This is a genomic window from Emticicia fluvialis, from assembly GCF_024793945.1.
Taxonomy (GTDB): Bacteria; Bacteroidota; Bacteroidia; order Cytophagales; family Spirosomataceae; genus Emticicia; species Emticicia fluvialis.
Window position 1 is genome coordinate 57,322 of record NZ_JANUSD010000018.1, and the last position, 13,426, is coordinate 70,747.

A 13,426-nucleotide genomic window follows, 5' to 3' on the forward strand; every position below is an offset into this window, starting at 1 on the left:
TTTTTGTACATCTGCTGAAATTTGGCATATAAAACCAACAATTATGAAACACTTTAAACCCGCTCTGTCTAAAACCCAGCATGTTGCCCAGAACCTCTACATCATGATCAATGGTATACGGATAAGTATATCACCCGAAGAAATCATTTATCTGGAAGCCAGCATTAACTATACCACCTTTCATACACGAAACAATAAGTTTACGTCTGCCTTCCATCTGAAGTTTTTTGATGAGGTGCTCAAAGAACACACTTACTTTGTAAGAATCAATAAATCTTATATACTAAACCTGAATTATCTGGAAGCACTGAACTGGAAAAGAGACACCAAAGAAGTGCGCCTGGCCGACGGCACAATGCTGCCAATCTCAAGACGCCGGGCAAGCGGAATAAAGGATATGCTCTGGAAGAAACTGAATGCCTGACCGCTCAAATAAAATGTGCAGATGCGGGTAAAAAAATAGTATAAAACTATTAAATTATTGTTAAATACTTGAATTTTTTGCTATAATTGACGTACTTCGCAAGACACATTCTGTTATTGAAGCAATGGACGATATGAATAAAGGCAAAGCAAATGAACGGGGCTCAAAGGGTAGCCTTTTTTCATTTTTAAATGGATTAGTGGGGTCAACTTCAAATAAAAGCGACGACAAAAGCAGTGCTATTCCTGAATCAAAAATCAGTCGGTATGCCGACAGCATTGAGCAGTCTAACTATATAAGCCGTGACCTGAGCTGGCTTAAATTCAACGAACGTGTGCTTGACCAGACCCGCGACAGCAACCTGAATCTTTTTGAGCGGCTGAAGTTTCTGGCCATTACTTCTTCCAATCTTGATGAGTTCTTTACCATCAGATTGGGTAGCTTGTATAATTACCTTGATTACCATAAAGAACGTATAGATTATTCGGGGTTAAGAGAAATCCCTTTTCGTAAGGCGTTGTTATCTGCAGTAAGGCAGTTTTGTCAGGAACAAGACAGAATCTTTGATGAAGAACTGAAACCCTTGTTCAAGAGCCACAAGTTTCAGGTAGTAAAAATTAGCGACCTTACCAGCAATGAGTTGACAGAGGTGGTGGATTACTTTGATTACACCATCTATCCGATGCTTACACCGATGCTCTTTGACCACACCCATGCGTTTCCGGTGCTTATTGCCAAAACGCTTATTTTTGGCGTGGTAACTGATTCAAGCCGTTCTACACTATTTTCAGAAGACAGCGAAACCAAAAAGATATCTTTTGTACAGATTCCAGGTAATCTGCCCCGTTTCTACACCATTGAGAGAAATGATGAGTTGTTTTTTCTGCCAATTGAAGAGATTGTTCGCCATGAGATAAAGAAACTGTACCGAAACGTTGAGATTCAGTCGGTAAGCCTTTTCAGAATTGTACGTAATGGCGACTTTACACTGGAGGAGTCTGATGACATTGAGTCAGACTTTGTAGACGAAATAAAACAGAAAATTAAAAGCCGTCGGCTGGGCCGTGTGGTGTATATGGAGATAGAAGCCAATGCCAACGAATGGCTGGTAAATATTTTGCAGAAACGGTGGGAAATTGACAAGTATAATATTTTTGTTGACGAGTGTCTGATTGACTACACCTGTCTTTGGCAGATTATCCGCCATCCGGAGTTTCAGGAAGAACTGGAACCTATCCATCCGCCTGTATCCCCTAAAAGACTAAAAGAAAAGAATAACGATATTTTTGAGGTGGTACGTGAAAAGGATTTACTGTTACACCACCCTTACAATAATTTTGAGCCGGTATTGCAATTGCTGGAAAGAGCTGCTGAAGACCCCGATGTGCTGGCCATAAAGCTGACAATTTACCGCCTGGCCAAAAAGTCGCGCGTTACGCAGGCTTTGTTAAAGGCCGCCGAGAACGGCAAGCACGTGTCGGCGCTGTTTGAAATAAAAGCCCGCTTTGACGAGGAAAACAACATCAGAGAAGCCGAACGCCTGCAAAGAGCCGGGTGTTTCGTTATCTATGGTATCGGCTGGTATAAAACACATACCAAGCTGATGTTGATTGTGCGCAAAGAAGGCAACCGTGTTGTGCAGTATGCGCATTTGGCCAGTGGCAACTACAATGAAGATACGGCCAGGTTATATACTGATATTGGCCTGTTAACCACTAATCCGGCTTACACCAAAGATATTTCAGAGTTTTTTAATGTTATTACGGGGCATTCGCAGCCCGGTGATTACCGTTATCTGATTACCTCGCCAAGAGATATGCGCCGCCGCCTGATTGAGCTAATCAGAAACGAGGCATCAAATGCGCAGCAGGGCTTGCCAAGCGGTATTTGTATCAAACTTAATTCGCTTGAAGACCGGTATATTATAGATGAACTATACAAAGCGTCGCAGGCGGGTGTCAGAATCAAGCTTATCATCAGAGGTATATGCTGCTTGCGCCCGGGGCGTCAGCATCTCAGCGAAAACATTACCGTGCGCTCGGTTGTAGGTTTATACCTTGAGCACGCCCGTATATTTTATTTCCATAACAACGGCGAGCCAAGGGTATACGGAAGTAGTGCCGATATCATGGTGCGTAGTTTTGATAAGCGGATAGAGTCCATGTTTGAGCTCGTAGACGATGAAGTTAAAAAACATGCCATTGAAATTTTGTATTATAACCTGCGCGATAACGTAAACGCTTACGAATTGCAGGAAGATGGTTCGTATTCAAAAGTAAAATGTTTGCTAACACCAGAAGACCAACCTATCAATATTCATAAAATGTTTTTTGAAATTGAAGAGAATGGGTCTGAAGAAGCAAATTTGTTTGCACAGCAGAACGCACCCACAGAAATTGTATCAGAAGAAACACCAATAGAGACAGAAACCAATCAGTAAATGTATTCAGAAAATATCAGACAAAAGTTTTCAGACTTATATAACCAATCTCCAGACATACTTGTACGCGCCCCGGGGCGCATTAATCTGTTAGGTGAACATACCGACTATAACGATGGTTTTGTGCTACCGGCGGCTATAGATAAGGCCATTTACTACGCAGTTTCTAAAAGAGAAGACCGGCAGGTGAGACTTTTTTCTTACGATTTAGATGATGCCTACGAGTGTTCTTTAGATGCATTGGATAAATCTGAGAAGGGATGGGCGAATTTCCTGATTGGGATGATGGCCGAAATGGGTAGAAAAGGAGCTGAGATACCCTTCGGCGTAAATGTTGTATTTGGGGGCGATGTGCCTTTTGGGGGTGGTTTGTCTTCTTCTGCGGCTATTGAAAGTGGCATTGGCTATGCACTGAATCAATTGTATAACCTTGGGCTTGCCAGAATTGACCTGGCTTTGGCAGCACAACAGGCCGAGCATAATTTTGCCGGGGTTAATTGCGGTATTATGGATATGTTTGCGTCTATTCATGGTAAAGATAAAGCCGTTATCAAACTAGACTGCCGTGATTTAAGCTACGAGTATTTTCCGTTTGAAACCACTGAGTACGCCATAGTTTTATGTAATACGGGCGTAAAGCATAACCTGGGTGATACCGAATATAATAAACGCAGGGCAGAATGCGAAGCGGGTATCAGTATTTTACAGCAGGCTTTCCCTCAGGTAAATAGTTTGCGGGATGCAAGCATTGCTATGCTCAGAAGCCAGGCCGATAAATTGCCCGGGATTGTCTATAACAGATGCCGATATGTAATTGAAGAAATAAACAGGGTTGAGCAGGCCTGCAAAGATTTACTGAATAACGATTTTATATCTTTCGGACAGAAAATGTATGAGACCCACAGGGGGCTAAGTGAGTTGTATGAAGTAAGCTGTCCGGAGCTGGATTTTCTGGTAGAAAAAACCCTGGAAAACGAAGCTGTTGTGGGTTCAAGAATGATGGGCGGAGGCTTTGGAGGCTGTACCATTAACCTGATTAAAAAAGAGGCGGTTGATACATTTCTCGCCGATATGGAGCAGGCCTATGAAACTGAGTTTGGGCAGAAACTCGTTTCTTACCGGATGGCAATTACTGATGGTGTAGGGGAGGTGTAATTAAAATAATGATATTCTATATAACAGGAAAAGGCCGGATTCCCGGCCTTTTTCCTGTTATGGTAATAAACATCAAATATCAACTCTTGCATACTTGGCGTTGCGTTCAATGAAATCGCGGCGAGGGGCTACTTCATCGCCCATCAGCATTGAGAAGAGATGGTCTGCCTCTGCTGCCGATTCAATAGATACCTGTTTCAAAGTACGTTTGTCAGGGCGCATGGTTGTTTCCCATAGCTGCTCGGGGTTCATCTCTCCCAGACCTTTGTAGCGCTGAATACCCACGCTGTCTTCTCGGCCTGCACCAGCCAGACGCTTCACCTCACGTTCGCGCTGCTCTTCTGTCCAGCAATAAACCTCTTCTTTCCCTTTCTTAACCAGATACAACGGTGGTTGTGCAATATAAATATATCCGCTCTCAATCAATGCGCGCATGTAGCGGTAAAAGAACGTTAGAATCAGGGTACGAATATGGCTGCCATCAATATCGGCATCGGTCATGATAATGATTTTGTGGTAACGCAACCTATCTGTATTTAAAGCCCTTTCGTCGCCATCTTTACCAATCTGCACACCCAGTGCCGTAAAAATGTTTTTAATCTCTTCGTTTTCGTAAATACGGTATTCTTGCGCTTTTTCGACGTTAAGAATTTTACCTCTCAAAGGCAGAATCGCCTGAAACGCCCGGTTACGGCCTTGTTTGGCACTACCACCAGCACTATCGCCCTCAACCAGATATACTTCGCAAAGCGATGGGTCAGACTCCGAGCAATCGGCCAGTTTACCCGGTAAACCGGTTCCAACCAATACGTTTTTGCGCTGTACCATTTCGCGTGCTTTACGGGCGGCAATACGTGCTTTGGCAGCAAGTAATACCTTGTCTACTATCATGCGAGCCTCTTTCGGGTGTTCTTCCAGATAGTTTTCAAGCATTTCAGCAACACAAGAGCTAACGGCCGATGTTACCTCGCTATTACCCAGTTTGGTTTTGGTTTGCCCCTCAAACTGTGGTTCTTGAACTTTTACTGAAATAATGGCAGTTAAGCCTTCACGGAAGTCATCACCACTAATTTCGATTTTTTCTTTTGCCAATATGCCCGATTTCTCGGCATAGCCTTTCAGCGTACGGGTAAGCGCCATACGGAAGCCCGAAACGTGAGTACCCCCTTCATGGGTATTAATGTTGTTTACAAAAGAAGATACGTTTTCGCTGTAACTGGTGTTATAAAGCATGGCAACATCAACCGGGATACCGTCTTTACTCCCTTCCATAAATATAGGTTCGGGAATCAGACGCTCACGGCCTGAGTCTATATAAGCTACAAATTCTGCCAGACCACCCTCAGAATAAAAAGTGTCTGCTTTAAAATTGTCGCTTTCATCTTTTTCACGCAGGTCAGTCAGAATAATTGTGATTCCTTTATTCAGGAAACACAACTCACGCAGCCTGTTCGCTACTGTTTCATACTTATATTCAGTAATGGTAAAAATGCTTGCGTCAGGCTTGAAAGTAACGGTCGTTCCTCTGTCGCTTGCCTCACCTACCTCGCGCACCGGATACAAAGGCTTGCCAATTGAATATTCCTGCTCAAATATTTTGCCTTCGCGGTGTACTTCAACTTTCAGGTGCGTAGAAAGGGCATTTACGCACGATACCCCCACACCATGCAAACCACCAGAAACTTTGTAGGTATCTTTGTCAAATTTACCACCGGCATGTAGTACGGTCATAACCACCTCAAGCGCCGACTTTTTCTCTTTGGGGTGCATACCGGTAGGTATCCCCCGGCCGTTATCTTTTACGGTTACTGAGTTATCTTCGTTTATTGTTACCTTTATTGTATCGCAATGGCCGGCAAGCGCTTCATCTATCGAGTTATCAACTACCTCCCATATCAAATGATGAAGTCCTTTTATACCAATATCACCGATGTACATGGCCGGACGTTTCCTTACTGCTTCTAACCCCTCCAGTACCTGGATGTTCTCCGCGCCATAATTTGCTTTTGAGTTTTGTGGCTCTGTGTTTTCTTGATTTTCTGTCATAATTAGTTTTAGTAAACAATTGACTATCAATAAATTAGTTATATCTTAAAATAGATGCTTGATATTCACTAATAATTAACATAAATTAGTTGTAAAGTTACACTTTTTTATCTACAAATCGAAATTTATAAGCTAATGATTATTAGCAGAATACAATTAATCAGAGCCTGATTTTTTAATTAAAACCGGGCGTTTTTCAGCCCATTGACCTGTTGATACACATTATGAAAAACTATTTTTACCTGCTTTTTATTGTGCTGTTTTTATCGGCCTGCCAGCGTTCTGTTCAGTCAACTTACTACATTGTACGGCATGGCGAAAAAGCCGATGATACTGCAGACCCTGTGCTGAGCGCAGCCGGGCAGGAAAGAGCCGAAACGTTAAAAAAACTTCTGGCAGATAGAAAGATTTCGGCGGTTTATGCTACCAGTTATCAGCGTACGTCTTTAACTGCTCAACCTTTTGCAGATGCCATGCAACTGAGCATACAAAAGTATGACCCCCGCAAACAGAAACCTTTTATTGAAGATTTGAAAAAGATTGAAGGCAGAAACGTGCTTATAGTTGGGCACAGCAATACGGTAAGGCATATTGCCAATGGCCTGTTTGAGCAGGATACCTTGAAAAAAGACCTGGAAGAAACCGATTTCGACAACCTGTATATTGTAAAAAGACAGACCGCCCCCCAAAAGAAACTTAGTTTTACGGCAAAAACCTATGGTAAACCCACACCCTGATTCAGCGATTTAAGGGTTGGCGAATACCTTTTTTCTGATTTTTTCGTTAGCCTATCGGTAATATTGTGAATGGAAGGAGATGAATAAAAAATTTAAAAATTATTAAGCAATGAAACGTTTACGTAAGTTATCGGTTGTGATTATCCTTTTGCTGGCCATACCTTTTGTGGCATTTAAGATTGACGACCGGTATTTTGAGATAGCCAAGAATCTGGACATATTCGCCACCATGTTTAAAGAGCTGAATGCCTACTATGTAGACGAAATCAACCCGAATAAGGCCATGAGAGTGAGTATAGAGTCAATGCTGAAACAGCTTGACCCTTACACCAACTTTTATCCGGAAGATGACATTGAAGACTATATGACCCTGGCCACCGGTAAGTATAACGGTATTGGCGCAACGGTGTCGCATCAGAACAACAAGCACCTGGTGGTTATGATTTACGAAGGCTCGCCAGCTGATAAAGCCGGTATGAAAATAGGTGATGAGATTTTGAAAATAGACGGGGTTGATGTGGTTACGCGCAAAGATGTAGATATGGGCCGCCTGATGAAAGGGCAAACCGGCACAACTGTAAAAATACAAATTAAACGCTATGGACAAAATGCCCCTGTTGACCTGACAGTCGGGCGGGATATAGTAAAAACCCTGAACGTGCCGCACTCGGGTATGATCAGCGATGAGGTGGGTTATATACAACTAACTGATTTTACTGCCACAGCAGCAAAAGAAGTAAAGGCCGCTTTTACCGACCTGAAAGCGCAGGGTATGAAAAAATTAATCTTCGACCTGCGGGGTAATCCCGGAGGTTTGCTGAATATGTCTGTTGAAATCTGTAACATTTTTCTTCCTAAAGACCAGCTCATTGTAGAAACCAGAGGAAAAGTGGCTGAATGGAACAAAAAGTTTAATTCAATGGAAAACCCAATGGATACTGAAATACCTGTGGTGGTACTTATTAATAGTTCTAGTGCGTCTGCTTCTGAGATTGTGAGTGGTACTTTACAGGACTACGACCGTGCCGTAATTCTGGGGCAACGCTCGTTTGGAAAGGGGCTGGTGCAAACCACCCGTGACCTGACCTACAACACCAAAATGAAAATTACAACGGCCAAATATTATATTCCGAGCGGACGTTGTATTCAGGCGCTTGACTACAGCCACAGAAACCCTGATGGTAGTGTGGGCAGGGTGCCCGATTCTTTAAAAACTGCGTTTAAAACAAAAAACGGGCGCACGGTTTATGACGGTGGCGGCGTTGACCCTGATATTAAAACCGAAGTACCTCAGATGGCGTCAATAACAACTAATCTGTTGTTGAAGAACATGATTTTTGACTACGCCACCAAATACTACTTTGAGCATGTGGCTGCTAAACCGCAAGAGAAGTTTTCTTTGAAAGATGCTGAATACCAGGATTTTACAAACTGGCTGAAAACCAGAAACTTTACCTACGCCACCTCAATGGAAAAGAGCCTGGATAACCTGGAGGCATCTGCCAGAAAAGAAAACAGCCTTGATGCAGTGCAGGAGAGCCTGAAATTGTTGAGAGAAAAAATAAACCAGACCAAGCAGCAAGACTTGATAAAGTATAAAGCTGATATTAAAGAACAGCTGGAGGCCGAGATTCTAAGCCGCTATTATTATCAGAAAGCCATGAAGTTTGTTTCGTTTGACAGAGACAAAGAAGTGCAGGAAGCAATTAAATTATTTAAAGATATGCCCAGATACCAGTCTATTCTGAAAGGCGGAAAATAAAAGTTATTGCAGGTATTTACAGGGTGCCACAGTTATGCCAAAGTATAGCGGTGGCACTTTGGGTTTATAAGGCTTTTTTAGGTGTGGTAGCCATAAACTCTTTCAGGTAATACGGTTCAAAGTCGGCCACGTTTTCAAATTCCTGCTTAAGAAATGCATCATTAGCCAGCGCGCCAATGGCTTTTGCAGATGGGTTAATGGTTTCGTCAAGAAAAATGGCATTCTGAAAATTACCCAGCACTGCTTGGCATTTAGCAGCGCCATCGCCAAAGAAAACAATTCTGCGCGTTTTTAATATCTCTTCAAAAGATGTCTCATCTATTATTTTTGCTTCGGTAGCAGTTACCTGCTCCAGGCTCTTTGCTTCGTACAAAGCGCAGTACACTTCCATGCGCCGGGCGTCAAGCATAGGGCAAAGTAGTGGTGGGTTATCATTGCCAACTGATTTTGCCACATGATGCACCTGCCAGGCCATTGCCTGAAGGGTGTTAATGGCTAAAAGGGGTTTGTCTAGCGTAAAACATAAGCCTTTGGCAGTAGAAACACCTATGCGCAGGCCTGTGTAAGAACCCGGGCCTTTGGCAACGGCAATGGCATCAATATCGTCAAAGCTCAAAGAAGAAACTTTTACTACCTGCTGCACCAGTGTGGTGAGCATACCGGACGACGATTTCTCATGAAACAACTCGCTGAGCGCTAATAACCGGGTGCCTTGATGGATAGCTGTTGAGCAGCCTTTGGTAGAAGTTTCAATACTTAGAATGATGGCCATTACAAAAATGAGTAATTTTGAATTCACAAAATTACTCATTCGTCTGACAAGGCATCAAGATTTTACCGTTTATTTGCTTCTGATGGCAATAACGGGGTCTAGTCGGGCTGCCTGCCAGGCAGGTATAATACCGAATAATATACCGATAGAACTGGAAACCACCAGCCCCAAAACAATGTTGCGGTAACTCAGAATAATATCAAGCGAACCTAATGGCAAGAAACTGATGAGATACACCAGTAAGAGACCGAACAACCCGCCCACTACACAAAGAAATATGGATTCGAACAGAAACTGGAAAAGTATAAAGTAGTTTTTTGCACCAAGCGATTTTTGTATGCCAATAATATTGGTTCGTTCCTTTACAGTTACAAACATGATATTGGCTATACCGAAGCCGCCTATGAGAAGCGCAAAAAAACCGATGGCTATGCCACTAACACGTATCGTTCCGAATAGTTGCCCGAGCATGGCTGCTGCTGCTTCCGGGCGGTTCAGCGCAAAGCTGTCTTCCTGCGATGGTCTCAGGCCGCGTTTGGTACGCAACAATCCGGTTATTTCTCCTTCCAGTTCATAAAGCCCTTCGTCGGAGTCATATCCTTTAAAAACAATGTCGCCTGTCAGTTCACCAGACGAGAAAATCCTTTTGTGCGCCAGAAAAGGTATCAGCACTTTCTGGTCTGGCTCACCACCAAAATCGGCAATCTGTTTTCCTTTTTTCTCCTGCACACCAATTACAACAATGTTCTGACCTTTCATTTTAAAGGTTTTACCAATCGGGTCGGTGTCAGGGAATAAAGTTTCGGCAATTTCAGCGCCCAGCACAGCTACATTTTTGCCAGATTCAATCTCTTGTGGAGCAAAGTACCGGCCATTATTAATTGGTACCTCGGTTATCTCGTTAAATTCGTAGGTTATACCCTGGCAAAGGGCATCAATACTATTGTTTGCTCTGCGGCATGTTACATTACCTGCAAAATCCATCATGGCGCCTGCCTGGGCATGTTCCAGATTTTCCTTCAGGTATTTATACTCGTTATATTTGGGTTCGGGGCGCATAAAGTACTTCCACCAGGGGTAGTCTCCGTTAGAAAAAAGCCAGGGCCATTTCTGAACATATATTACATTGGTACCTATTGAATTAAGGCTGCTTTTGATGTTGGCTTCCAACGAATCCACCATTGTCAGTACCCCTATAATTGAAAAAATACCTACGGTTACTCCCATTAACGAGAGCATGGTACGAAACAGATTGGCCCGCAATGCCTGAGCGGCAAAACGGAAACTCTCAAATACTAGAAAGAAAAACTTGATCATAAATCTTTGTTTGAGTGATTGAGTGCGCAGGTGGATTCTGACAAACGAAAATAGATTTCTTTCTAATATTAAAAAAATGAAATAGGCTGATACGTCTGAAAATATCAACTAACGGTAAAATTTAAGGATAGTTGGATTAGCCAGAAAATGACTGCCCACAGAGGGCAGGGCTAAGGAGTTGCAGGTCTAAGGCAGAATTAACAAACGGGCTTATTGAAAGCCAACCTATGGATGATCAGGTTTGTGCCGGGGGGCAGAACCCACCCCCCGATATTAAGAGAAACGTAAACCACCTGCCGGTTTTTAATAATTGATGGCATCGGGGTCTAGCAATTTCAGACCTGCCAATGATTTGATGCCTGACTTGGTTTGTAGCTCAATTTTTTCAAAAGAAGGCGTTTGCCAGCTTTTTTTTACTTTCTTGGTGCTTACTGAATAGGGTGCCATAGGGGTGAAATGTTAATTTTAAAAAAAAGTATCCGGGTCTTAAAATGAGTTACAAATACGGTATATAAAAGTATTATAATTAATTTAAGCATCTATCACAACACGTTAATCATTTTATTGTCAGGCTTTAATGTTTTTCTTCAAGCAGGTTTTCAATATATGCAAGTATGGTATCCAGTGTGTCAACTTCGTTCGGGCGAGTTATTACGGTTGTAGGTATCTGATTTGAAAGCAAACTAATTACCTGAAAATAGTCTTTTAATACCCCCATGCCTTCAATATACTGAAGCCGGTAGGCATAATTTTGCAGATATTTAAATGCCTGAATACCCATAACCTGCCTGGTTTCCAGATGGCCGGTATCTTCTTTTTCCAGAACAAAAATCCGCTTGATTCTCATCGGCCTGGTATCAAATGATTCGTTAAACAATTTGCCGTATTTATCCATGGTTGGTCTTATCCTGAGTTCTTCCTCATAATCACCAATATTGGCCAGGTCAAAGCTGTCTTTCCAGAGTTTCATCATCGGGTAGGCAGCATAGGCGCTTATGCCGTCAGGAGTTGGCACTGGTACGCATACATCGTCAGAAAATATTCTGTAGCCTTTTGCCTGAAGCGAAGCTACCGTGGTTGACTTCCCCGCTCCGGAGTCTCCCAGAAACAATACTATGCCGTCGTTATCATAAATGGCAGAAGCGTGCATAGGTATCATCTGGCGTTGATACAAAATGGCCGCCATTGCATTTGACAAAAAAAACAGCCGCACTTCTTTCATATCGGCATTGGCGGCAGGTTCAATAATCACGTGTTTACCAGAGGTAACATAATAGCTACCCACGTTTATGATATTGAGAAAATAGTTGTCTGAATCAAAACTAATAGTTGATTCACTTTCTTTTTTGATGTCTGTATAGGCTGAAGGGGTTGCGCCGATAACTACACGTATATCCGGGTTTTCAGTTGGGGCAATTATATGAAGTTCAGGAAAAACAATATCAGTTACCAAAGTAAGACCATAAGCAAAATAATAATTCATCAGGTGTTCAGGTATTTGATTCCGGACAGCCCCAAGGCACATAAACGCAATCTGTCATCAGAAGGTCCGGCTTTAAAAGTTAAAAAATGTCCTTAAATTGGGTTTACAGGTGCAAACTTATCAATGAAAAGATTCAATTATTTGCTCAAAATTCCCTTGGTAATCAGGTAAGGTATGATTAGCCATAACAAGCCTTTAATAAGAAAGAAAAAAAAACCTGCCCAACCCAGACGTTTAAACCAGAGCTTAAATTTATTCTGTTTTTCCATAATGTTATGATTCTGCCGACTGTTTGTCAAGATAATTCTTAAACAAAAATAACAGGCCAGCGGTTGCAATCAGTGAAAAAATAACAATAGGAGTAGGCATGTGGTCAAGGTTTTCAAGGTCTGTTTTTACAATTTTAAGGTTGTAAAGATACATAATGATAATAGCCAAGCCATTATTAAAAATATGAGCTGCAATAGGCACCCAGATGTTGCCCGTCCAGTAATACAGGTAACCAAACAACACGCCAAGCATCATGCGCGGTAAAATACCATAAAACTGGAAGTGTATAACCGCAAATATAAAACCCGATAGCCAGATAGCTACATGAATATTTTTTGTGCCCATAAACAATTTACGCATCAGCAAACCTCTGAACACCAGTTCTTCTCCTACACCTGCAATAACGGCTATCACCACAAAAGCCAATAAAAACTGCCACAATGAGGTAAAAGATGTAAAAAACCTGGTGGTTTCGGCCAGTTTATCTTCCATGCTTTTGAGTGCGGTTTCAAGGCCTTTCATTGACTCCGGGAAAACGAAATTCTGGTTTAGTTCCTGCAGCCAGCCATTGAAACCCATAAAGCTTACCTCAATAAGTAAAACCATGAAGAATATTCTGATGGGCGGTAAGGATTGAAAATTGAGGTCGCTCCATTGTTTTTTCTCAATAACCCGCCAGTACAACCACGCTGTGCCAACAAAACCTGCAAAAGACCCTAATCCCTGGCCTATAATCATGCCTAACCAGGCATTGGGTATTTTTCTCAGGTCTTCACCACCTTTCATCATGACTTCCAGTGAGACACCTGCGGCGAGTACTGTTACCAGTTGTATCAGACCCCCAAGCACCAGAAAGTTAACCAGAAAAAGGCCGAGAATAATGAGAACGGAAGAAGCAGCAGGGTTTTCGTTGGTTTTGATGTACATTCGGGAATTATTTTCCATAATTACTGTTTAAAATTAGTATAACAGAATTTGCACGGAATTCGGTAAATTTGCAGTAAAAATATTCACTTATTT

The 13,426-nt window shown here is 42.3% G+C and carries 11 protein-coding genes; 5 read left to right on the plus strand and 6 right to left on the minus strand.

The annotated features are described in order from the left end of the window. Positions 1-43: 43 nt before the first annotated feature. The 3 genes from NZ848_RS18750 to galK all read left to right on the plus strand — a co-directional run bounded on the left by NZ848_RS18750 (position 44) and on the right by galK (position 4,019). The gene (locus tag NZ848_RS18750; RefSeq protein ID WP_253528258.1) at positions 44-424 is read left to right on the plus strand and encodes a LytR/AlgR family response regulator transcription factor; all 381 of its coding nucleotides are present in this window, start codon (positions 44-46) and stop codon (positions 422-424) included. A 133-nt stretch (positions 425-557) separates the two neighbouring features. Further along, complete coding sequence (ppk1, locus tag NZ848_RS18755) at positions 558-2,864, plus strand: polyphosphate kinase 1 (RefSeq protein ID WP_390890900.1); 2,307 nt, start codon at positions 558-560, stop codon at positions 2,862-2,864. Continuing rightward, entirely contained in the window at positions 2,865-4,019 is a 1,155-nt protein-coding gene (galK, locus tag NZ848_RS18760; RefSeq protein ID WP_259016822.1) for a galactokinase, read from the plus strand. Between the two features lie 72 nt (positions 4,020-4,091). Here galK and gyrB read toward each other — a convergent pair whose 3' ends face one another. After that, the gene (gyrB, locus tag NZ848_RS18765) at positions 4,092-6,065 is read right to left on the minus strand and encodes a DNA topoisomerase (ATP-hydrolyzing) subunit B (protein WP_259016823.1); all 1,974 of its coding nucleotides are present in this window, start codon (positions 6,063-6,065) and stop codon (positions 4,092-4,094) included. Positions 6,066-6,289: 224 nt separating this feature from the next. On the opposite strand from gyrB, the gene NZ848_RS18770 reads away from it, so the two are divergent. Together NZ848_RS18770 and NZ848_RS18775 are read left to right on the plus strand one after the other, a co-directional pair. After that, entirely contained in the window at positions 6,290-6,802 is a 513-nt protein-coding gene (locus NZ848_RS18770) for a phosphoglycerate mutase family protein (protein ID WP_259016824.1), read from the plus strand. A 109-nt stretch (positions 6,803-6,911) separates the two neighbouring features. Further along, positions 6,912-8,564 (plus strand): S41 family peptidase, encoded by a 1,653-nt coding sequence (locus NZ848_RS18775; RefSeq protein WP_253528230.1) that lies wholly within the window; start codon positions 6,912-6,914, stop codon positions 8,562-8,564. A 64-nt stretch (positions 8,565-8,628) separates the two neighbouring features. Here the strand turns inward: NZ848_RS18775 and tsaB are convergent, their stop codons facing one another. The 5 genes from tsaB to NZ848_RS18800 all read right to left on the minus strand — a co-directional run bounded on the left by tsaB (position 8,629) and on the right by NZ848_RS18800 (position 13,351). Continuing rightward, positions 8,629-9,336 carry a tRNA (adenosine(37)-N6)-threonylcarbamoyltransferase complex dimerization subunit type 1 TsaB gene (gene tsaB / locus NZ848_RS18780; RefSeq protein WP_259016825.1) on the minus strand — a complete coding sequence of 236 codons (708 nt, stop codon included), beginning with the start codon at positions 9,334-9,336 and terminating at the stop codon, positions 8,629-8,631. A 69-nt stretch (positions 9,337-9,405) separates the two neighbouring features. Further along, positions 9,406-10,653, minus strand: a complete 1,248-nt coding sequence (locus NZ848_RS18785) for an ABC transporter permease (protein WP_253528224.1) — start codon at positions 10,651-10,653, stop codon at positions 9,406-9,408. Positions 10,654-10,956: 303 nt separating this feature from the next. After that, positions 10,957-11,100, minus strand: coding sequence for a hypothetical protein (locus NZ848_RS18790; RefSeq protein ID WP_259016826.1), 144 nt, complete (start codon positions 11,098-11,100; stop codon positions 10,957-10,959). 127 nt (positions 11,101-11,227) lie between these two features. Next, positions 11,228-12,136 carry a hypothetical protein gene (locus NZ848_RS18795; protein ID WP_259016827.1) on the minus strand — a complete coding sequence of 303 codons (909 nt, stop codon included), beginning with the start codon at positions 12,134-12,136 and terminating at the stop codon, positions 11,228-11,230. A 273-nt stretch (positions 12,137-12,409) separates the two neighbouring features. Continuing rightward, positions 12,410-13,351, minus strand: a complete 942-nt coding sequence (locus NZ848_RS18800; protein ID WP_259016828.1) for a CPBP family intramembrane glutamic endopeptidase — start codon at positions 13,349-13,351, stop codon at positions 12,410-12,412. Positions 13,352-13,426: the final 75 nt, after the last annotated feature.